Here is a 19,152-nt window from a genome sequence, read left to right as displayed (position 1 = left end):
CCTTCTTATCCCTCACGTTCCAGCCACTCTTCCAGCCACTTGATCGTGTAGTCGCCGTTGAGGAAGTCCGGGTCGGTCAGCAGCTTCTGGTGGAGCGGGATCGTGGTCTTCATCCCCTCGATCACATATTCCTCCAGCGCGCGGCGAAGGCGCATGATCGCGCCTTCGCGGGTGCGGCCATAGACGATCAGCTTGCCGATCATGCTGTCATAATAGGGCGGCACCTTATAGCCCTGATACAGGCCGCTATCGACGCGGACATGCATGCCGCCCGGCACATGATAGCTGGTGACGGTGCCCGGCGAGGGCGCGAAGGTGCGCGGGTCTTCGGCGTTGATGCGGCATTCGATGGCGTGGCCGGTGAAGACCAGGTCCTTCTGCTCGACCGAGAGGGGCTTGCCCTCCGCCACGCGGATCTGTTCGCGCACCAGATCGACGCCCGTGATCATCTCCGTCACCGGATGCTCCACCTGCAGGCGGGTGTTCATCTCGATGAAGTAGAATTCGCCGTCTTCCCAGAGGAATTCGATGGTGCCCGCGCCGCGATAGGCCATGTCGGCCATCGCCTTGCGCACGACTTCGCCCATCCGGTCGCGCTCGGCGGTGGAGAGGACGGGGGAGGGCGCTTCCTCCAGCACCTTCTGGTGGCGGCGCTGGAGCGAGCAGTCGCGCTCGCCCAGGTGAATGGCGTTGCCGTTGCCGTCGCCGAAGACCTGGAATTCGATATGCCGGGGATTGCCCAGATATTTTTCCATATAGACGGTGTCGTCGCCGAAGGCGGCCTTGGCTTCCGAGCCGGCCTGCTTCATCAGCGTTTTGAGCTGGTCTTCGGAAGGCACCACCTTCATGCCGCGTCCGCCGCCGCCAGAGGCCGCCTTGATGAGAACGGGGTAGCCGATCTTCGCGGCGATTTCCTTCGCTTCCGCGATGTCGGAGATCGCGCCGTCGGAGCCGGGAACCAGCGGCAGGCCGAGCGCGCCGGCGGTGCGCTTTGCCTCCACCTTGTCGCCCATGATGCGGATATGTTCGGGCTTGGGACCGACGAAGGCGATGTTGTGCGCCTCCACGATCTCCGCGAACTGGGCGTTTTCCGACAGGAAGCCATAGCCGGGATGGATCGCGTCCGCGCCGGAGATTTCGGCGGCGGAGATGATCGCGGCGATGTTGAGATAGCTGTCCTTCGCCGCGGGCGGGCCGATGCAGATCGCTTCGTCGGCGAGGCGCACATGCATGGCGTCGGCGTCGGCGGTCGAATGCACCGCCACCGTCTTGATGCCCATTTCATGGCAGGCGCGATGGATGCGGAGCGCGATTTCGCCCCGGTTCGCGATCAGCAGCTTTTCGATGGCCATGTGTGAAGCGGCCCTTATTCGATGACGATCAGCGGCTGGTCATATTCGACCGGCTGGCCGTTATCGACCAGCACGGCCTTGACCGTGCCGGCATGGGGCGCGGTGATGGCGTTCATGACCTTCATGGCTTCGACGATCAGCACGGTGTCGCCCGCCTTTACGGTCGAACCGACGGCGGCATAGGGCGCAGCGCCCGGTTCGGCGGCGAGATAGGCGGTGCCGACGATGGGCGAGCGGATGGCGTTGGCGGCCACGGCCGGGGCGGCGGCTTCGGCCGGAGCGGGGGCGGCGGCCGGCGCGGCCGTGGCGACCGGAGCGGCGGCGACGGGCGGGGGCGCATAGGTGACGGCGCCGCCGCCCACCTTGCGCGCGACGCGGATCTTGCGGTCGCCGTCCTCCACCTCGATTTCCGTCAGGTTGGTGTCGTCGAGCAGCGCGGCGAGATCGCGCACCAATTGTACGTCCACCTGCATTGCGCCCTTTTCAGCCTTGTCGTTCATTTTCAGTCCCTGGACGGTGAATTTCGTGTTCCGATGCCCGCGCCTATGCGCATTTGCGCCGGAGCGCAACTTATGTGCGTCGAGCTACAGTTCGAGCGCCGCCTCCAGCGCGAGCATGTAGGACAGGGCGCCGAAGCCCGCGATGGTCCCCTTCGCCGCCATGCCGACATAGCTTTTGTGGCGGAATTCCTCGCGCCGGTGGGGGTTGGAGAGGTGCACCTCTATCACCGGGACCGTGATGGCCTTGATCGCGTCGTGCAGCGCGACGGAGCTGTGGGTAAGGCCGGCGGCGTTGAGGATGACGGCGTGCGCGCCCTCCGCATGCGCCTCCTGCAGCCAGTCGACCAGATGGCCTTCATGGTTGGACTGGCGGAAATCGATCTCGACATGGGCGCGGTTGGCGGCGTCCTCCATCCGCTCGGCAATGTCGTCCAGCGTGTCATAGCCGTAGATTTCAGGCTCCCGCGTGCCGAGCATGTTGATGTTGGGACCGTTCAGGACATAGATTTTGCGCGTTTCGGCCATGGCGGTCCCCTTATGGTTGCGGGTGGGGCGTCGACGCCCCTATATGCGCGCTGATCTTTAGCCCTTCGTGTCGCGCCAAGTCGAGACACCTTGTTTGACAGGACAGAGCATTGAGCGTCGACGGAACCGTGTCCATCCATATCAATGGCGAGCATCGCCGCGTGCGTGCGGGCATGACGCTGGCGGAGCTGGCGAGCGAACTGGGTTTCGTGCCGGAGAAGGTGGCGGTGGAGCGCAATCTGGAGGTGGTGCCGCGATCGACGCTGGCGCAGGTGTGCGTCGACGATGGCGACGAACTGGAGATCGTGCATTTCGTTGGCGGTGGCGACCATCCGGTCGCGGGCGGCGGCGATGTCCCGGCGGTGGATGAGGATGGCTGGACCGTGGCGGGCCGGACCTTCCGTTCGCGGCTGATCGTCGGCACGGGCAAGTACAGGGATTTCGAGCAGAATGCGGCGGCCGTCGCGGCTTCGGGGGCGGAGATCGTCACCGTGGCGGTGCGGCGGGTCAATGTGTCGGACCCCAAGGCGCCGATGCTGACGGATTTCATCGATCCCCGGAAGATCACCTATCTGCCCAATACGGCGGGCTGCTACACGGGGGAGGAGGCGATCCGCACCTTGCGCCTGGCGCGCGAGGCGGGCGGTTGGGATCTGGTGAAGCTGGAAGTGCTGGGCGAGGCGCGGACGCTCTATCCCGACATGGTGGAAACGTTGCGTGCGACGGAGATACTGGCCAGGGAAGGCTTCAAGCCGATGGTCTATTGCGTGGACGATCCCATTGCGGCGAAGCGGCTGGAGGATGCGGGCGCGGTGGCGATCATGCCGCTGGGCGCACCGATCGGGTCGGGGCTGGGCATCCAGAATCGCGTGACGATAAGGCTGATCGTGGAAGGGACCCGGCTGCCGGTGCTGGTCGATGCGGGCGTGGGGACGGCTTCCGAAGCGGCCGAGGCGATGGAACTGGGCTGCACCGGCGTGCTGATGAACACGGCCATTGCCGAGGCGAAGGACCCGGTGCTGATGGCCGCCGCGATGAAGGCCGGGGTCGAGGCGGGCCGGATGGCCTATCGGGCCGGACGGATGGCGAAGCGCATGTATGCCGATCCTTCAAGTCCATTGGCTGGGCTGATCTGAGGCGCTGGCAAGAGGGTGCGCCATGCTCCCGCGGAGGCAGGAGCCTGTAGGATGGTGTCTGAACGGGGCAGGACGGGGCGGTCATGAGCCGCCTGCCTCATTGGAGCGCCTGCGCGGGAGTTATTGCGGTATCGGTGGGGTTGCGACTTTCGCCGTTGCAGCAAATTGACCCTTCGTCGGGTTGCTTCTATCTCCTTGGGCGGATTCCCGGCAGGAGGACAGGCGATGGTGAACAAGCTCTACCCCGATGCGGCGAGTGCGTTGGAGGGTTTGCTGTTCGACGGCATGCATCTGTGCGCTGGCGGGTTCGGTCTGTGCGGGATACCCGAGCGGCTGATCGATGCGATCCGGGATTCGGGCGTCAGGGATCTGACCATCGCCTCCAACAATGCGGGGGTAGATGGCGAGGGGCTGGGCAAGCTGCTGCGCACGCGGCAGGTCAGGAAGATGATCTCCAGCTATGTGGGCGAGAACAAGGAGTTCGAGCGGCAATATCTGGCCGGGGAGCTGGAGGTGGAGTTCTGCCCGCAGGGCACGCTGGCCGAACGCTGCCGGGCGGGCGGCGCGGGCATTCCGGGCTTCTACACCAGGACGGGCGTCGGCACGGCGGTGGCCGAGGGCAAGGAAGTGAAGAGCTTCGACGGGCAGGATTATATATTGGAGCGCGGCATCTTCGCCGATGTGGCGGTCATCAAGGGCTGGAAGGCCGATGAGAGCGGCAACCTCATCTTCCGCAAGACGGCGCGCAACTTCAACCAGCCCATGGCGACGGCGGCGAAGATCTGCGTCGCGGAAGTGGAGGAGGTGGTGCCCACCGGCAGCCTCGACCCCGATGCGATCCATCTGCCCGGCATCTACGTCAAGCGCATGATCGTCGGAGCGCCTTACGACAAGAAAATCGAATTCCGCACCGTCCGCCAGAGGGAGGCGGTTTGACGTGACATGCCCTTCCCCGACCCCTCCCGCGAGTGGGAGGGGGGCTGTCGGCCTGGCGGTTTCGATGATGTTGGCGGGCTGTTCGGCCGATCGGCCGGCGGCGGTTCCGGTCGCGCCCGAAACGCCCCCGGCCGGGATGCAGTATCTTTATGGGTCGGGGGAGGCTTCGGCGCTTTCGCTCCAGGCCTATCGGGCTTTGCTGGCGCATGTCGCGGCGAAGGTGAAGGCGCGCCCGGCCGACAGCGTGATCCTGGCCGAAGGCGCAGGCCTCGACGATCCGCGCTTCGTGCCCTGCGGCGCAAAGCCCCTTGCCGCCGTCTTCGATGTCGATGAGACGGTGATGCTCAACATCGGCTATGAATATCATGCAGCGCGGACGGGCAGGGGATTCGACACGGCCGCCTGGGATGCGTGGGAAAGGACGGGCGAAGCTGCGGTCGCGCCGGTTCCGGGCGCGGACCGGATGGTGCGCGCGCTGCGGCAGATGGGCGTGACGGTGGTGTTCAACACCAATCGCACCGCCGGGAATGTCGAGCCGACCGTCCGCGCCATAAAGGCGGCCGGTCTGGGCGATGCCGTGCATGGGCAGACGCTGTTCCTGAGCGGCGACGACGCCATGGGATCGCGCAAGGACGGGCGGCGGGCGACGATCGCGGCGCGATATTGCGTCATCGCCATGGGCGGCGACCAGTTGGGCGACTTTTCGGACCTGTTCAATGGCGGACCGCCGGTGACGGCGCGGCGTGCCGCGACCATGCGGCCGGCGATCGCGCAGATGTGGGGCAATGGCTGGTTCGTCCTGCCCAATCCGGTTTATGGAAGCGGCCTCAAGGGCGGCTTCGACGAGGTTTTTCCGCTGGACAAGAGGTGGGCCGCGCCTGCCGATGGGGAGAAATAACATGCCCTGGACTCGTGACGAAATGGCCGCGCGGGCGGCGAAGGAATTGCAGGACGGTTTCTACGTGAACCTGGGCATCGGCATCCCGACGCTGGTGGCGAACCATATTCCCGACGGCGTGGAAGTGACGCTGCAGTCGGAGAATGGCATGCTGGGCATCGGCCCCTTCCCCTATGAGGGGGAGGAGGATGCCGACCTGATCAATGCGGGCAAGCAGACGATCAGCGAATTGCCGCACAGCTGCTATTTTTCCAGCGCCGACAGTTTCGCGATGATCCGGGGCGGGCATATCGACCTGACCGTGCTGGGCGCGATGGAGGTTTCGGAACATGGCGACATCGCCAACTGGATGATCCCGGGCAAGATGATCAAGGGCATGGGCGGCGCGATGGACCTGGTCGCGGGCGTCAAGAAGATCATCGTCGTCATGGAGCACACGTCCAAGGACGGCAGTCCCAAGTTCATCCCGGCCTGCACCCTGCCGCTGACGGGCAGGAATGTGGTCGACATGATCGTCACCGACCTCTGCGTGTTCCAGCGGCCCGACCATGACAGCCCGTTCCGCCTCATCGAATGCGCGCCGGGCGTGACAGCGGAGGAAGTCGCCGCCAAGACCAGTGCGCATTATCAGTCCTAGAGCTTCGATCCGATCGAATCGGATCGCCGCTCCGAAGTTTTTTGTTTACCGCGATTTCTTAACCGGCGATCCAGTCGGATCACCTGCAAATCGCTCTGAGGAAGCACGATGAGCCTCGACGGCACCTATGACGATGGCAATGTCTTTGCCCTGATCCTGGCTGGGAAGATTCCTTCGACCAGGCTTTATGAGGACGAGCATACATATGCCTTCCTCGACATCCAGCCGCAGTCCAAGGGGCACAGCCTGGTCATTTCCAAATGGTCGAAGGCGCGGAACATATTGGACGTCGAGGACGAGGCGCTGGCGCAGGTGATGGCGACGGTGAAGAAGGTCGCCAACGCCACCCGCAGGGCGCTGGACCCCGACGGCATCCATGTCGCGCAGTTCAACGGCGCGCCTGCCGGGCAGACCGTGTTCCACCTGCATTTCCACATCGTGCCGCGCTGGGAAGGCCAGCCGCGCGGCTTCGTCGCCCATGCGCAGGGCGACTTTGCCGATCCGGCGGAACTGCAGAAGCTGGCCGAAGAGATTCGCGCCCAGTTCTGATGCGCCAGACCTTCGTGAAAGCGCCCTGAGGTGGCGCTCAAGCCCTTCAAGGCCCCCGGCGCGCGGCTGGCGCTGCGCGCCAAGCGGGAGAGCCGGCGCTTCGCCGGCGGCAGCCGGCCGGCGGAGATCGTCCTGGACATTTCCCGGCTGCTGTCCCGCAGTTTCCATGCCGCGCCGACCGGGATCGACCGGGTCGAGTTCACCTATGCCCGCGAATTGCTGGAGCGGATGCCGGACCGGCTGGCCTTCGCCGCCGTTCATCCGGCGGGCGGCTATTATGGGCGGCTGAAGGATGCGGCGGTGCGCCAGTTCCTGGCCTTCACCGCGGCGCGCTGGCGCAACACGGAGCAGGTGGACGAGCGCGAGAGCAAGGCGGCGGTGATCCGCCACCTGATCGCGCTGCGCCCGCGCCCGGTGCCGGTGGCGCATGGGCCGCGCATCTATCTGCAGGTGTCGCCCCATCATCTGGACGACGCCGATCAGGTCGGCGCGATCCTGCGGGCGGAGGGCGCGCGCTTCGTGACGCTGGTGCATGATGTCATTCCGCTGACCCATCCCGAATTCGCCCGGCCGCAGGGCGCGGAGGAGCATCTGAAGCGGGTGCGCACGATCGACCGCTATGCCGACGGGATCATCGGCAACAGCCAGGCGACGATCGATGCGCTGGCGCCGCGCCTGACGCGCGGCCTGGAGGGGCGGGTGATCCGCGTCGCCCATTTCGGCGCGGACGCGCCGGACATGGTGGTGGAGGGCAGCCATGAAGTGCCGGATCGGCCCTATTTCGTCTATATTTCGACCATCGAGCCGCGGAAGAACCATCTTCTGCTGCTCAACATCTGGCGGCGGCTGGTGGAGAGATGGGGCGACAAGGCGCCGGTGCTGGTGCTGATCGGGCGGCGCGGCTGGGAAAATGAAAATGTCGTCGACATGCTGGAGCGGGCGGAAATCCTGCGCGGCCATGTGATCGAGGCGGGCAGCGTGCCGGACAATGAGATGAACGCGCTGGTCGCCGGGGCGCGGGCGATGCTGATGCCCTCCTTCGAGGAAGGCTATGGCATGCCGGTGATCGAAACCCTGTCGGCGGGCGTGCCGGTGATCTGCAGCGACATCGTCGCGCATCGGGAGGTGGGCGGCGAGGCGCCGGATTATCTCGACCCGCTGGACGGCCTCGGCTGGCTGAGGGCCATAGAGGCGTACAGCAAGGCCGATGCGCCCGAACGGGCGGCGCAGATCGCGCGGATCGCGGCGTGGCGGGCGCCGACATGGGGGGATTATTTCGACATCGTCGCCGGCATGCTGGACGAAATGACGGTTCGCGCTTCCGCTTGACGTCCCTGTGCCGGGCGATCACAGAAGCTGTTGTATGGATTGCGTTTTCGAATGGCTGAAGCGTCGCTCCATTCGCGCTGATCTATCTGTGGCTGGGGGCGGCTTTTCAACGTGAACGCGACTCCGTTTCTGCGCTCGCCCCCCTTTCCGGGCATTGACCCCGCGACGGCGGCGATCAGTCGCATGCGGCGCGATGGCGAAGCGGCTGCGCCTGTTTCCGACGCCTTGCTGGACGCCGTCGCCGAGGCGCGGGTCGGCGGCACATTCTGGGGCCATCGGCCCGTCGGCATCAGGCGGGTCGCGCGGGCCGGCGTGGCCGTCCCGCAGGCCATGATGGACGGCCTTGCGCGGCAGGAAATCGGCATTGTGGGGAAGGCGGGGCGGGGCGCGGACTCCGGCCCCGGTCATGTCCTGCCGGAACCGACCGACCTCTGGGCGCTGATCGCGGGCGCGGCCTCCGTTCATGCCGGGGCGGACGACGAACTGGCGATCATCGCCGGGCTGCTGCATGTGCCGGTCTTCGGCGCGGACGGCGCGGCCATCGAGCCGGCGGTCCTGCGTGACAGCGCCCGTGCCGCGCTGGCGGCGGCGACCTATCGCGACTGTTTCAGCGGCGAGGACGCCGATGCCGTGCAGGCCGTGGCGCAACTGGCCGACTGGCGGCGGCATCTGGACGGCAATCATGGCATCGCGGCGGCGAGCGGCATGGCCTTGTGGAAGCGGGAGGCGATCCGGCGGTTCCTGTGGGACGGCGTCGCGTCGCCGCCCTTCCTGCCGGAGCGCAGGGGCCTGCGGCGTGCCGCCCGGCGGGGAGGCGCGCTTGCGGTCTGGCCGTCGCGCGTGACGCCCGGCGCCATGGAGGATGCGCGCCGGCAGGGCGTGACCATCGCCCGGGTGGAGGACGGCTTCCTGCGGTCGAAGGGGCTGGGCGCGGCGCTGCATCCGCCCGGATCGGTGGTGATCGACCGGACGGGCATCTATTATGACGCGCGCTCCGCCAGCGACATGGAGCTGCTGCTGGCGACCTGCGTCTTCACGCCCGCGCTGGAACGGCGGGCGGCGCGGCTGCTGACGCAGATCCGGGCTTCCGGCGTCACCAAATATGGCAAGGGCGGGGGGCGGATGATCGGCCTGCCCCAGGGTCGCCGCACGGTGCTGGCGGTCGGGCAGGTCGAGGACGATCTGTCGGTCGAATATGGCGGCGCGGGGGTGGCGGGCAATCTCGACCTGCTGAAGCGGGTGCGCGCGGCCGAGCCCGACGCCCATATCGTCTATCGCCCGCACCCCGATGTGCAGGCGGGTCTGCGCAAGGGGCATCTGAGCGATGCGGCGGTGCTGGAGCAGGCCGACGCCATCGATACCGGGTCGCCGCTGATGGAGCTGGTGCAGGCGGTGGACGAGGTTCATGTCCTCTCCTCCCTCACCGGGTTCGAGGCGCTGATGCGCGGGCGGCCGGTGACGGTCCATGGCATGCCCTTCTATGCCGGCTGGGGGCTGACCCGCGATCTGGCGGCCCCCAACGGACGGCGCGGGCGTCAACTCACCCTGGACCAGCTTGTGGCCGGGGCCTTGATTCTCTATCCACGCTATCTGGACCCGGTGACGCGCTTGCCATGCGGACCTGAAATCATGGTCGAGCGTTTGGCAAGCGGGGCGCCGGCCCCGGTTTCATGGTTGATCCGGCTGCGGACTTTACAGGGGAAGTTGCAGAGATTTATGACTTTGTCCGCCGAGTATTTCCATGGTTGATGCCAAGGCCAGAACCTTCCTGTTCCTCCAGGGGCCGCATGGGCCCTTTTTCGCCATGCTGGCGGAGGCGCTGAGGGCGCGGGGGCATCGGGCGCTGCGCATCAACATCAATGGCGGCGACAAGGTCGACTGGCCGGGGGAGGGGGCGACCGATTATCGCGGGACGTTCCGCAACTGGCCGATCTTCTTCGACGACCATATCGTCCATCATGGCGTGACGGACCTGATCCTCTATGGCGATTGCCGCCCCTATCATGCCTCCGCCCACAAGATGGCGCGGCTGCGCAACCTGCGCGTCCATGTGGTGGAGGAGGGGTATATCCGCCCCGATTTCCTGACGCTTCAGGAAGATGGCGTGAACGGCAATTCGACCCTGCCGCTCGACCCCGAATGGTATCTGGAGCAGGCGAGGGCGCTGCCGCCCGAGGAGAATGGGCGGCAGCCGCAAATCCCCTCCACCTTCCGGCAGCGCGCCTTCAACACCGGGCGCAACGGCATGGCGTCGGCGCTGATGCGGCCCGCCTTTCCCTTCTATCGCACGCACCGGCCCAACAGCTTCCTGTGGGAGACGGCGGGCTGGTTCAAGAAGCTGAACCTGCGCAAGGCGGAGCGCCGCAGGTCGCGCGAGCAATGGGGGGCGGTGTGCGACCGGCCCTATTTCACTTTGCCGCTCCAGCTCGATTCCGACTATCAGATCCGCGTCCATTCGCCCTTCGGCACGATGCGCGCGGCCTTGCGCTTCGTCATCAAGAGCTTCGCCGCCCATGCGCCCGCCAACACCGCCCTGGTGGTGAAGCGCCATCCGCTCGATCCGGGACTGGTCGCCTGGGGACGGCTGACGCGGCGGCTGGCGGCGCAATATGGCGTCGGGGACAGGGTCTTCTACCTGGCGGACTGGGACATTGCCGAAGTGGTCGACAGGTCGCTGGGCGTGGTGACGGTCAACAGCACGGTGGGCACGCTGGCGCTTAACGCCGGCAAGCCGGTGGTCGTGCTGGGCCATGCGGTCTACAAGGTGCCGGGCGTGGTGCACAGGCGTTCGCTCGACGAATTCTGGTCCGCGCCGGGGGCGCCCGACATGGCGCTCTATTCGGCTTTCCGCCGGGTGCTGATCGACCGTTGCCTGATCCGGGGCGGCCTGCTGAGCGAGGAAGGGCTGCGGATGCTGGTGGACAATGCCGTGGAGCGGCTGACCCGTCCCGCCCCTTCGCGGGCCGAGCCGCGGCTGGTGCATGACCGCCAGCCTGCCCGGGCGGCCTTGCGATAGGGGCGCGTGCCGCAGCAGGACGATCCGCCCGGCCCGCTGGTGCCGTTGGCCGCTGGCGCGAGTTCGCGCGTCTGCCGCGTGGGCGAGGGGCGCGTGGCCAAGATATTCCACGCCGCCGTGTCGGAGGAGATGATCGCCCGCGAGGTTGATGCGGCGACGCTGGCGGCGGAGGCGGGCCTGCCGGTCGCCCGGCCCCTGCGACGGCTGGACATGGCGGAGGGGCGGGCGATCCTCTATCCCGAAGTGACCGGGCCGACGCTGATGCGGCGCATGCGGCTGCGGCCTTTGCAATCGGGATCGTGCCTGCGCGACATGGCGGCGCTGCACCGGCGGATTCACGGGGAGGCGGCGCCGGGCCTGCGCTCCCTGCGGCAGGTGTTGCGCACGGACATCCTTTACGGCCCGGCGGATCGCGGCTTGCAGGAGGGGGCGGTGGCGCTGCTGGACGGACTGCCGGACGGCGACCGGCTGCTGCACGGCGATTTCCACATCGGCAATATTTTGCTGTCGCCTTCGGGCATGGTGGCGATCGACTGGTCGAAGGCGGCGCGTGGCGACTTCGTGCCCGACCTGTTGCGGACGGAGATGCTGCTGCGCTTCGGCGAGGGGCCGCAGGATCGGTTGACCAACATGGCGCGGGACTGGGCGGCGCGCCATTATGTCGCCAGCTACAGGCGGCTCGCCCCGGCGCTGGAGCATGGCGCGGAATGGCGGGCCGTCGTTGCGCTGGCCTGGTTGCGGGCGCGGGCGCCGGTCAGGCAGGCGGCTTTCCTGGCCTATTTGAACCGGGCCCTGGCTAGGGCGGGCCTGCCCCCCTACAGCGCGATGACCTGATCGGCCAGCCGTTCGACCTCCGCCCGGTCGTGGCTGACATAGAGCATCGGCATGGCGAGATCGCGCTTCATCCGTTCTATCACGGTCAGGATTTCCTCGCGCCGGGCGGGGTCGAGCGAGGACAGCGGCTCGTCCAGCAGCAGGAATCGGGGGCCGGACAGCAGCGCCCGTCCGATCGCGACGCGCTGCGCTTCGCCGCCGGACAGGGTGGCGGGCCAGCGGTCGAGCAGATGGCCGATGCCCAGAAAGTCCATGACCGCGTCGAACGGCAGCGGCGCGTCGCCATGGCGGCCGTAGAGCAGATTGGCGCGCACGCGCATCTGCGGGAACAGCCGCCCGTCCTGGAAGACATAGCCGGCGCGCCGCCGGGCGGCGGGAATGTCGATGCCCGCGCCGCTGTCGAACAGCGTCTCGCCGGCCACGGCGATCCGGCCGCTGTCCGGCGTCAATATGCCGGCGACCATGTTGAGGATGCTGGTCTTGCCCGCGCCGGAGGGGCCGAAAAGGGCGACAAGGCCGGCGCCTGCCTGCGCCCGCAGGTGGATGAGGCGGTCGCCGATGCGATGGTCGACGGCGATGTCAAAGGACATGGTTGGTCCTTCCGCCGCTCGCCCGGCGGGCCAATGCCTCCGATGCGACCAGCGCGGCCAGCGACAGCAGGATCGAGATGATGGCGAGCCGGGTCACCGCCGATTCGGCGCCCGGCATCTGCAGCGCGGAATAGATGGCGATGGGCAGGGTGCGGGTTTCGCCCGGAACGTCGGAAACGAAGGTGATGGTCGCGCCGAACTCCCCGATGGAGCGGGCGAAGCCGAGCACCAGTCCCGCCACTATGCCCGGCAGCGACAGCGGCAGCGAAATGGTGAGGAAGACGCGCCACCGGCCCGCGCCCAGCGTCTGCGCGGCCTGTTCCAGCCGGTGGTCGATGCCCTCGATCGACAGCCGCATCGCGCGCACCATGAGGGGCATCGCCATGATCGCGGAGGCAAGCGCCGCGCCGGTCCAGCGGAACATGAAGCTGACGCCCAGCATCTGTTCGAACAGCCTGCCGAGCGGGCCGTTCGCGCCGAACAGGAGCAGAAGCAGCCATCCGGTGACGACCGGCGGCACCACCAGCGGCAGGTGGATCAGCGCATCCACGAGCAGCTTGCCGGGGAAGCGCGAGCGGGCGAGCAGCCAGGCGAAGGTGAAGGCGACCGGCAGCATCAGCCCGACCGCCACCAGACTGACCCGGAGCGACAGCGCAACGATGCCCCATTCATCGGCAGAGAGGATCATGCCGCCCTCTTTCGGTCAGGATAGGGGAAAACACCAGCCCCCCGTCATGTCCCGCTCATCGGCATTGCATCGGTCGAGGCCAGAGGGCAAAGCCGGACAGCCCTTCAAACTGGAGCATGTGCATGAAAGACCTGATTGCCTTCGACCTCGACGGAACGCTGGCGGAGAGCAAGCAGCCGCTGCGCGAGGCGATGGGCGACGCCCTGGCCCGGCTGTTGCAGGTGGCGCATGTCGCGGTGATCTCCGGCGGGGATTGGCCGCAATTCGACAAGCAGGTGGCGAGCCGCCTGCCGGAACGCGCCGACCGCTCGCGCCTGTGGCTGATGCCGACGACGGGGACCAAGCTCTACACCCATCGCGACGGGCAGTGGACGCCGGTCTATGCCGAACTGTTCGAGGAGGCGCAGAAGCAGGCGATCCTGGCGGCGTTCGACGCCTCGCTGGAGGCGACGGGCTTCGTGCCGGAAGAGGTGTGGGGCGAGCGGATCGAGGATCGGGGCAGCCAGATCACCTTTTCCGCGCTGGGCCAGCAGGCGCCGATCCATGCCAAGGATGGGTGGGACCCCGACTTCGCCAAGCGCAAGGTGATCCAGGCGGACCTGCGCCAGCGCCTGCCGGGGCTGTCGATCAACATGGGCGGGGCGACCTCCATCGACATCACGCGGGAGGGGGTGGACAAGGCCTATGGCCTGAAGAAGCTGCGCGACGCGAGCGGGATCGCGCTGGAGGCGATGATGTTCATCGGCGATGCGATCTTCCCCGGCGGCAACGACTATCCGGCCAAGCAACTGGGGCTGGACACGGTGCGGGTGCGCGATCCGCAGGAGACGCTGGCGGTGATCGACGCGATCGTGGCCTGTCAGAGGTGACTTTCCCCTTCCTGCGGGAGGGGAGGAACAGGGTCACGGGCGGCTGAAGCCGTAGCGGGCGAGGATGTTCTGGCCGGCCCGCGACAGCAGGAAACGACGAAAGCCTTCCGCGTCCGGGTTCCGGCTCGCGCGCAGGCGGGCGAGGGGATAGCGGATCGGCGCATGGCTTCCCGCCGGGAAGGCGCCGACCACCAGGACAGCCTTCGATGCGCGGGCGTCGGTCGCATAGACGATGCCCAGCCGCGCCTCGCCCCGTTCCACCAGGGTCAGGGCGGATCGCACATTGTCGCCCAGCGCCAGCCGGTTGGCGACGCCGGGCCAGACGCCCAGCGCGCCCAGCGCCGCCTTGCCATATTTGCCCGCGGGCACGCTGTCCGGATTGGCCATGGCCAGCCGGGAGTCGCCCAGCGCCCTAGCGATCGGCATGCCGCGTGCGATGCGGAGCTTCAGCGGGGCGCGCGCCGGGGCGATCAGCACCAGCCGGTTGCCCGCCATGTCGGCCCTGCTGCCGCGCTGCACGAAGCCCGCCCTTTCGACATCGTCCATCCAGTCTTCGTCGGCCGACACGAACAGGTCGGCCGGGGCGCCGCCCCTGATCTGCCGGGCGAGGGCGGAGGAGGCGGCGAAGGACAAGACCGGCCGAGCATGGCGCTGCGCCGCCCAGGCATCGGCGGCGGCGCCCATCGCCTCCTGCATGCTGGCGGCGGCGAGCACCAGCGGGCCGCGCTGCTGCGCCATGGCCGGAACCGGCACCATATGGAGGAACAGGGCGATGGACGCGAGCGCGCGGAGAATCGGTTTCGGCATGACCCTTGTCCTGCCAGTTGCGCACCCTTTTGTCTTCGTCCTGCATCGGTTAAGCGGGAGCGTATGACCATGTTTCCGACCCCGCCGGTCCCGGCCTGATCGCACCGTGGCGGTCGTTCGTTCGCTTTGCGGTCAATGCGGCGTGGGATGCGGCATCCGCGCCGTCACCGGCGAGGGGCGCGAGGCGTCGATCGAGGGCGATCCCGTGCATCCTGCCAATGGCGGCCTGCTCTGCACCCGCAGCGAAGCGCTGAAGGACATGTTCGCGCTGGAGGGGCGGCTGTTGCGGCCGGTGGTGGATGGCCGCGCCGTCGGCTGGGACCGCGCCATCGACCAGGCCGCGCGCCGCCTGTCCGCCGTCATCGACCGTCATGGTCCGGGCAGCGTGGCGATGCATGTGCCGGGTGGCCTGCTGACCGAAGACTATTATGTCGCCAACAAGCTGATGAAGGGGTTCATCGGCTCCGCGCATGTCGAGGCGCCCTGCAGCGAGGCGGGCGGCATGGCGGCGGCGCAGCGCGCGGCCTTTGGCGAGGATGTGATGCCCGCCGCCTATGAGGATCTGGCGCAGGCGGACATGCTGCTGCTGGTGGGCATGCCGACGGCCCGCCGCCATCCGGTGCTGCACGAGAGGATGGCCGAGGCGCGGGCGGAGCAGGGCGCGCGCCTGATCCTGATCGCGCATGCGGGCGACGGGCCGGAGGTCGAGGCGGATGAGCGCCTGACCGTCGCGCCGGGCAGCGAGGCGGCGCTGTTGAGCGGGCTGCTGCTGCATTGCCATGACAATGGCTTGCTGGACCGGGAATTTCTGGAACGGAGGCTGTCGGTGCCGGCCGGTTTCTGGGCGGGATTGAGCCGGGGTCATGACCTTTGGTCGGTGGCGCGCGCCTGCGGCCTGGCGCCGGGCGAGGTGCGTGCCTTCTACGAGCAGGTCGCGGCGGCGCCCCGGCTGGTGACGCTGTTCAGCCCGCATGGGCAGGGCGAGGAAGCGCATCGCCTGTCGGCCGCCATCCTCAATTTCCATCTGGCGACCGGACGCATCGGCAAGGCGGGCGCCGCGCCCTTCGCCGTCACGGACGCCGCCAACGGCATGGGCGTGCGGGAAGTCGGCTGCCGGGCCGGGGAACTGGCCGCGCACCGGGATTTTTCGGAGGATGCCCTGGCGCAGGTCGGCCGTTTCTGGGGCGCGACGAGGCTGGCTGACCGGCCGGGGCTGGCCGGCGAGGCGCTGGCCCGGGCGATAGAGGCGGGGCGCATCAAGGCGCTGCTGATGCCCGGCGGCCTGCCTACGGCATCCCATCCGATCCGCAGCTTGCTGGAGCAGGTGCCGCTGGTCCTGTTGATGACGCCGTGGAGCGAGCCGGAAATGGACGCGCTGCGCATGGTCGCCTTGCCGTCCCCGCTATGGATCGAGAAGGATGGGACGCTGACCGGCGCCGACCGGCTGATCAGCCGCCAGCGCTGGTTGTTCCCGCTGCCCGGAGAGACCAAGCCCGACTGGTGGATACTCACCCGGATCGCGCAGGCCATGGGTTGGCGCGACGCCTTCCATTATGAGCGCCCCGCGGAAATCTATCGCGAGCATGTGCGGCTGACCGCCTATCGCAACGAGGGCAGGCGGTTGCTCAATCTCAAGCGGCATGCGCCGATCTCCAACCCGGCTTATGATGAGCTGACGCCGTGGCGCTGGGGGGAGGTGCCGTTCGACGAGGGGCTTTTCCCGACGGCGGATGGCAAGGCGCGGTTGATCGCCTTTTGGGATCAGGCCGCCTTTCGGGCCCGCTGACCGGCAAGGTGGCGAACTTCGGATTCCGGATGTGGGTGCGTCCGGAGCGGCAGGATTTGGCCAGTTCGAGCCGTCCCGACCAATCGATCCGGCGATCCCGGGATCTGTCCCAGGCCTTTTGTTTTACTGCTTGTTTTACTGCGTTTTCCGGGTCGGTGGATGATTCCATCTGCCTGGGAAGCGCTTTAGGCCGGCTGAGCTGCGATGGCGCGGAGATGCTCCAGCAGCGCGTCGCCATTGGCGGCCCAGGTGAAGCGTAGCGCCGCTTCGCGGACGGCTTCCCGTTCGGGCGGGTTCACCAATATATCGCTGATGGCGGCGGCCAGCGCTTCGGGTTCGCGGGCGACGATCCGGCCCGCCTCCGGCCGGTCGAGCAGTTCGCGTGCTCCCCCGACATCACTGATCACGACCGGCGTGCCGCAGGCCAGCGCCTCCACCCAGGCATTGGCCAGACCCTCGGACGAGGAGGGGAGCGCCATGACGTCGGCGGCGGCATAGATGCGCGGCAGGCGATCGTGCGGCACCGAGCCCAGGAAGCCGATGCGCCGGTCGACGCCCAGTTCCTCGGCCTGTTTTTCCAGGGCGCGGCGATATTGCCCCTGTCCGGCGAACAGCAGCGTGACGCCGGGCAGTTGCGGCAGCGCCTGGACCAGCAGTTCCTGCCCCTTGCGCGGGATGAGCGCGCCGACGCACAGCACCACCGGGCCTTCGAAACCCAGGCTTTCCTTCGCGGCGGCGCGGTCGCTTATTTCGAAACGGTCGAGGTCGACGCCGGTATAATGGACGCGGATCTTGTCCCCGTCGATGCCCATGCGCGCCATCGACCGGCGCATCGCGTCCGACACGGCAAGCAGGCCGGCGGCATCGTCGGCGGCGCGCTTCACCATCTTCCGCGTGCCCTTGCGCGTGCCCCAATAATGGATGTCGGCGCCGCGCGCCTTCACCGAATAGGGAATGCCGAGCGCGCGGGAAAGGCGCTGCGCCACCGGGCCGTCGGGGAAGAAGAAGCTGGCGTCGATGACGTCGAAAGGCTGCTGCGCATGGAGGCGCCTGACCAGCGGCAGGATGGCGCGGGTCATGCTGTGGACGTTGAAGCGGCCGCCGAATTTGGGAATGATGGGGAAGACCGGGCGGTGGACGGTCAGGTCCTTCCACCGTTCCTTGGCGGGCAGGGCGCGCAGGGCGGCGTAGCGCCCGGCGCTGGACAGCGGCCAGGGCGGAATGCCGAGCGGCGCGACCACCGTGACCCTGACGCCGTCCCGGCTGGCCAGCTCGCGCGCCTGCCGTTCCACGAAGACGCCGAAATTGGGGCGGCTCATGTCCGGGAACAGGGTCGAGAGCATCAGGACGTTCAGCGTCATCGCATCCAACTATCTCTTGTTCCCGCATTGCCCCGGGCGTCCGGCGATGCCGTCCGACGGGACAATGCTGGGGCGGGTCTCTTTCCGGCAGACATGGTCAGGACAGGGTTAAGGATGAAAGCGCCTTTGTCTACAGTCGTCTGACCAGTTGGACCGCCACGGCGCCCCAGGGTGGGTCACTTATCACCTGCTGGCGCGTGCCGCTGCCCAGGGGAAGGATGTGCAGCCGGTCGTCCTCGCGCCCGATCAGCCGCCCGAACAGGAAGCGCCCGGCGTGGCGCGGCAAGAGCAGGTCGCGGTTGAGCACGCTGGAAAACTCCTCCGGCATGATGCGGCGGCACCATATCTCGTCACCGCTGCGGTAATCGCCGATGCTGCCCGATACCTGCACCCCCACCATCGCGTCCGCGGGGGCCGGCGGGGCGAGCGAGAGCGGGCGGGTGGGCGCGCGGGCGCCCTCCGGCCCCAGCAGGGCGGCCACGGGCACGACATTCTGGCCCGGCAGCGCGACCAGTTCGGAAGAGGCGACGCCCAATGCCTTTGCGATGCGGTTCAGCCAGTTGACCGATACGGTTCGGGTGCCCGTTTCCAGGCGGCCGATCGTCTGGGCCGTGGTGGGCGGGACGCATAAGGCGCCGACCTGTTCCAATGTGAGCCCCTTGGCCTTGCGTACCTCCCGGATGCGGGTGATCATATCTTGTCCTGTTTCACCTATTTGGTTTTAACGCTTTCCTACAAACAGGCCGGCATGGCAAGTCCCCCTGCATCGGATTGCTGCAAGGAGAAGCGCCATGGCCACGCAATATGTCGAACAGATCATAGAGGACCCCTTCGGCCGGGCGCAGAAGGTCGCGGTCAACCTGCACGAATCGCCCCTCGCCTGGCTGCATGCGCGGGGGCATTTGAGCGAGCGGCATTATCTTGCCGGCGACAGGCTGCGCGCCGATTGGGAGAAGGCGGGTCTGGGCCCGCGGATCACGATGCGCTGGGATGCGGCGCCGGGGCGGCAGCGGGCTGGCGGCGCGGCGGGAGCGGAGCCGGGCCTGGCGCAACTGTCCGCGCGGGAGCGGTTCGACGGCGCGATCCGCGCCGCAGGGCCGGGCTTGGCCGATGTGCTGTGGCGGGTGGCCTGCGCGGGCGAGGGGTTGAGCGCGGCGGAAAAGGCGCTGGGCTGGCCGACCCGGGCGGGCAAGCTGGTGCTGACGCTGGCGCTGGACCGCGTCGCCGCCTGGTATCGGGTGGGGGAGGCGGGGTGACGGCCGGGACCGCCGCGCGCTTTCCCGCCGCCGGCCCGATCCTCTCTTCGATCCCGGCCATTCACAACCAATTCAAGCAGCCG

General features: G+C 67.8%; 20 protein-coding genes. 12 read left to right on the top strand and 8 right to left on the bottom strand.

Annotated features, from left to right (window positions below; translation table 11 throughout):
- Positions 1–5: 5 nt before the first annotated feature.
- The 3 genes from accC to aroQ all read right to left on the bottom strand — a co-directional run bounded on the left by accC (position 6) and on the right by aroQ (position 2,377).
- Entirely contained in the window at positions 6–1,352 is a 1,347-nt protein-coding gene (gene accC, locus EWH10_RS07940) for an acetyl-CoA carboxylase biotin carboxylase subunit (RefSeq protein WP_065847289.1), read from the bottom strand.
- Between the two features lie 14 nt (positions 1,353–1,366).
- Positions 1,367–1,852, bottom strand: a complete 486-nt coding sequence (gene accB / locus EWH10_RS07935; RefSeq protein ID WP_025772776.1) for an acetyl-CoA carboxylase biotin carboxyl carrier protein — start codon at positions 1,850–1,852, stop codon at positions 1,367–1,369.
- 84 nt (positions 1,853–1,936) lie between these two features.
- Complete coding sequence (gene aroQ / locus EWH10_RS07930; RefSeq protein ID WP_044661384.1) at positions 1,937–2,377, bottom strand: type II 3-dehydroquinate dehydratase; 441 nt, start codon at positions 2,375–2,377, stop codon at positions 1,937–1,939.
- Between the two features lie 110 nt (positions 2,378–2,487).
- On the opposite strand from aroQ, the gene thiS reads away from it, so the two are divergent.
- The 9 genes from thiS (at position 2,488) to EWH10_RS07885 (ending at position 11,712) form a co-directional block, all read left to right on the top strand.
- Positions 2,488–3,513 (top strand): sulfur carrier protein ThiS, encoded by a 1,026-nt coding sequence (thiS, locus tag EWH10_RS07925; RefSeq protein WP_082166098.1) that lies wholly within the window; start codon positions 2,488–2,490, stop codon positions 3,511–3,513.
- Positions 3,514–3,738: 225 nt separating this feature from the next.
- Positions 3,739–4,449 carry a CoA transferase subunit A gene (locus EWH10_RS07920; protein WP_044661385.1) on the top strand — a complete coding sequence of 237 codons (711 nt, stop codon included), beginning with the start codon at positions 3,739–3,741 and terminating at the stop codon, positions 4,447–4,449.
- Positions 4,450–4,513: 64 nt separating this feature from the next.
- Positions 4,514–5,347 carry a 5'-nucleotidase, lipoprotein e(P4) family gene (locus tag EWH10_RS07915; protein WP_044661386.1) on the top strand — a complete coding sequence of 278 codons (834 nt, stop codon included), beginning with the start codon at positions 4,514–4,516 and terminating at the stop codon, positions 5,345–5,347.
- Position 5,348: 1 nt separating this feature from the next.
- Positions 5,349–5,984 carry a CoA transferase subunit B gene (locus EWH10_RS07910; RefSeq protein ID WP_044661387.1) on the top strand — a complete coding sequence of 212 codons (636 nt, stop codon included), beginning with the start codon at positions 5,349–5,351 and terminating at the stop codon, positions 5,982–5,984.
- Positions 5,985–6,092: 108 nt separating this feature from the next.
- Positions 6,093–6,533, top strand: a complete 441-nt coding sequence (locus EWH10_RS07905) for an HIT family protein (protein WP_044661388.1) — start codon at positions 6,093–6,095, stop codon at positions 6,531–6,533.
- Between the two features lie 30 nt (positions 6,534–6,563).
- Complete coding sequence (locus tag EWH10_RS07900; protein ID WP_044661389.1) at positions 6,564–7,862, top strand: glycosyltransferase family 4 protein; 1,299 nt, start codon at positions 6,564–6,566, stop codon at positions 7,860–7,862.
- 111 nt (positions 7,863–7,973) lie between these two features.
- The gene (locus EWH10_RS07895; RefSeq protein WP_044661390.1) at positions 7,974–9,611 is read left to right on the top strand and encodes a capsular polysaccharide export protein, LipB/KpsS family; all 1,638 of its coding nucleotides are present in this window, start codon (positions 7,974–7,976) and stop codon (positions 9,609–9,611) included.
- The gene (locus tag EWH10_RS07890; protein WP_025549852.1) at positions 9,604–10,878 is read left to right on the top strand and encodes a capsule biosynthesis protein; all 1,275 of its coding nucleotides are present in this window, start codon (positions 9,604–9,606) and stop codon (positions 10,876–10,878) included. The genes EWH10_RS07895 and EWH10_RS07890 overlap by 8 nt, the downstream gene beginning before the upstream one ends.
- A 6-nt stretch (positions 10,879–10,884) precedes the next feature.
- Complete coding sequence (locus EWH10_RS07885) at positions 10,885–11,712, top strand: phosphotransferase (protein WP_044661391.1); 828 nt, start codon at positions 10,885–10,887, stop codon at positions 11,710–11,712.
- Here the strand turns inward: EWH10_RS07885 and EWH10_RS07880 are convergent.
- Both EWH10_RS07880 and modB read right to left on the bottom strand, forming a co-directional pair.
- Positions 11,694–12,302: an ATP-binding cassette domain-containing protein gene (locus EWH10_RS07880; RefSeq protein WP_025549854.1), complete on the bottom strand. Its 609-nt coding sequence runs from the start codon at positions 12,300–12,302 to the stop codon at positions 11,694–11,696. The genes EWH10_RS07885 and EWH10_RS07880 overlap by 19 nt on opposite strands.
- Complete coding sequence (modB, locus tag EWH10_RS07875; protein ID WP_044661392.1) at positions 12,292–12,990, bottom strand: molybdate ABC transporter permease subunit; 699 nt, start codon at positions 12,988–12,990, stop codon at positions 12,292–12,294. Before modB ends, EWH10_RS07880 begins: the two co-directional genes overlap by 11 nt.
- 122 nt (positions 12,991–13,112) lie before the next feature.
- Between modB and EWH10_RS07870 the strand changes: the two genes are divergently transcribed.
- Positions 13,113–13,859, top strand: coding sequence for an HAD-IIB family hydrolase (locus EWH10_RS07870; protein WP_044661393.1), 747 nt, complete (start codon positions 13,113–13,115; stop codon positions 13,857–13,859).
- 33 nt (positions 13,860–13,892) lie between these two features.
- Here the strand turns inward: EWH10_RS07870 and modA are convergent, their stop codons facing one another.
- Positions 13,893–14,666 (bottom strand): molybdate ABC transporter substrate-binding protein, encoded by a 774-nt coding sequence (gene modA, locus EWH10_RS07865; RefSeq protein WP_044661394.1) that lies wholly within the window; start codon positions 14,664–14,666, stop codon positions 13,893–13,895.
- A 106-nt stretch (positions 14,667–14,772) separates the two neighbouring features.
- Between modA and EWH10_RS07860 the strand changes: the two genes are divergently transcribed.
- On the top strand, positions 14,773–16,452 hold the full coding sequence (locus EWH10_RS07860; protein ID WP_044661395.1) for a molybdopterin oxidoreductase family protein: 1,680 nt from the start codon (positions 14,773–14,775) through the stop codon (positions 16,450–16,452).
- A gap of 185 nt (positions 16,453–16,637) precedes the next feature.
- On the opposite strand, the gene EWH10_RS07855 is transcribed toward EWH10_RS07860, so the two are convergent.
- A complete protein-coding gene (locus EWH10_RS07855; RefSeq protein ID WP_044663001.1) occupies positions 16,638–17,813 on the bottom strand; it encodes a glycosyltransferase in 1,176 nt (391 codons plus the stop codon).
- 130 nt (positions 17,814–17,943) lie between these two features.
- Positions 17,944–18,507, bottom strand: a complete 564-nt coding sequence (locus EWH10_RS07850) for a helix-turn-helix domain-containing protein (protein WP_044661396.1) — start codon at positions 18,505–18,507, stop codon at positions 17,944–17,946.
- A 97-nt stretch (positions 18,508–18,604) separates the two neighbouring features.
- Here EWH10_RS07850 and EWH10_RS07845 point away from each other — a divergent pair, with 97 nt between their 5' ends.
- Positions 18,605–19,069 (top strand): DUF6456 domain-containing protein, encoded by a 465-nt coding sequence (locus EWH10_RS07845; RefSeq protein ID WP_025549859.1) that lies wholly within the window; start codon positions 18,605–18,607, stop codon positions 19,067–19,069.
- The last annotated feature ends 83 nt before the right edge of the window (positions 19,070–19,152 follow it).

The sequence above is a fragment of the Sphingobium fuliginis genome (genome assembly GCF_004152845.1).
GTDB classification, from domain to species: domain Bacteria; phylum Pseudomonadota; class Alphaproteobacteria; order Sphingomonadales; family Sphingomonadaceae; genus Sphingobium; species Sphingobium fuliginis.
Note: the sequence above shows the minus strand (reverse complement) of the source record. Positions and strands in the feature narration are given on the sequence as shown.

Bases quoted from the DNA above. Each gene is read 5' to 3' on its own strand.
- accC (WP_065847289.1), bottom strand. From the start codon at position 1,352: ATGGCCATCGAAAAGCTGCTGATCGCGAACCGGGGCGAAATCGCGCTC.
- accB (WP_025772776.1), bottom strand. From the start codon at position 1,852: ATGAACGACAAGGCTGAAAAGGGCGCAATGCAGGTGGACGTACAATTG.
- aroQ (WP_044661384.1), bottom strand. From the start codon at position 2,377: ATGGCCGAAACGCGCAAAATCTATGTCCTGAACGGTCCCAACATCAAC.
- EWH10_RS07920 (WP_044661385.1), top strand. From the start codon at position 3,739: ATGGTGAACAAGCTCTACCCCGATGCGGCGAGTGCGTTGGAGGGTTTG.
- EWH10_RS07915 (WP_044661386.1), top strand. From the start codon at position 4,514: ATGATGTTGGCGGGCTGTTCGGCCGATCGGCCGGCGGCGGTTCCGGTC.
- EWH10_RS07910 (WP_044661387.1), top strand. From the start codon at position 5,349: ATGCCCTGGACTCGTGACGAAATGGCCGCGCGGGCGGCGAAGGAATTG.
- EWH10_RS07905 (WP_044661388.1), top strand. From the start codon at position 6,093: ATGAGCCTCGACGGCACCTATGACGATGGCAATGTCTTTGCCCTGATC.
- EWH10_RS07890 (WP_025549852.1), top strand. From the start codon at position 9,604: ATGGTTGATGCCAAGGCCAGAACCTTCCTGTTCCTCCAGGGGCCGCAT.
- EWH10_RS07880 (WP_025549854.1), bottom strand. From the start codon at position 12,302: ATGTCCTTTGACATCGCCGTCGACCATCGCATCGGCGACCGCCTCATC.
- modB (WP_044661392.1), bottom strand. From the start codon at position 12,990: ATGATCCTCTCTGCCGATGAATGGGGCATCGTTGCGCTGTCGCTCCGG.
- EWH10_RS07870 (WP_044661393.1), top strand. From the start codon at position 13,113: ATGAAAGACCTGATTGCCTTCGACCTCGACGGAACGCTGGCGGAGAGC.
- modA (WP_044661394.1), bottom strand. From the start codon at position 14,666: ATGCCGAAACCGATTCTCCGCGCGCTCGCGTCCATCGCCCTGTTCCTC.
- EWH10_RS07855 (WP_044663001.1), bottom strand. From the start codon at position 17,813: ATGACGCTGAACGTCCTGATGCTCTCGACCCTGTTCCCGGACATGAGC.
- EWH10_RS07850 (WP_044661396.1), bottom strand. From the start codon at position 18,507: ATGATCACCCGCATCCGGGAGGTACGCAAGGCCAAGGGGCTCACATTG.
- EWH10_RS07845 (WP_025549859.1), top strand. From the start codon at position 18,605: ATGGCCACGCAATATGTCGAACAGATCATAGAGGACCCCTTCGGCCGG.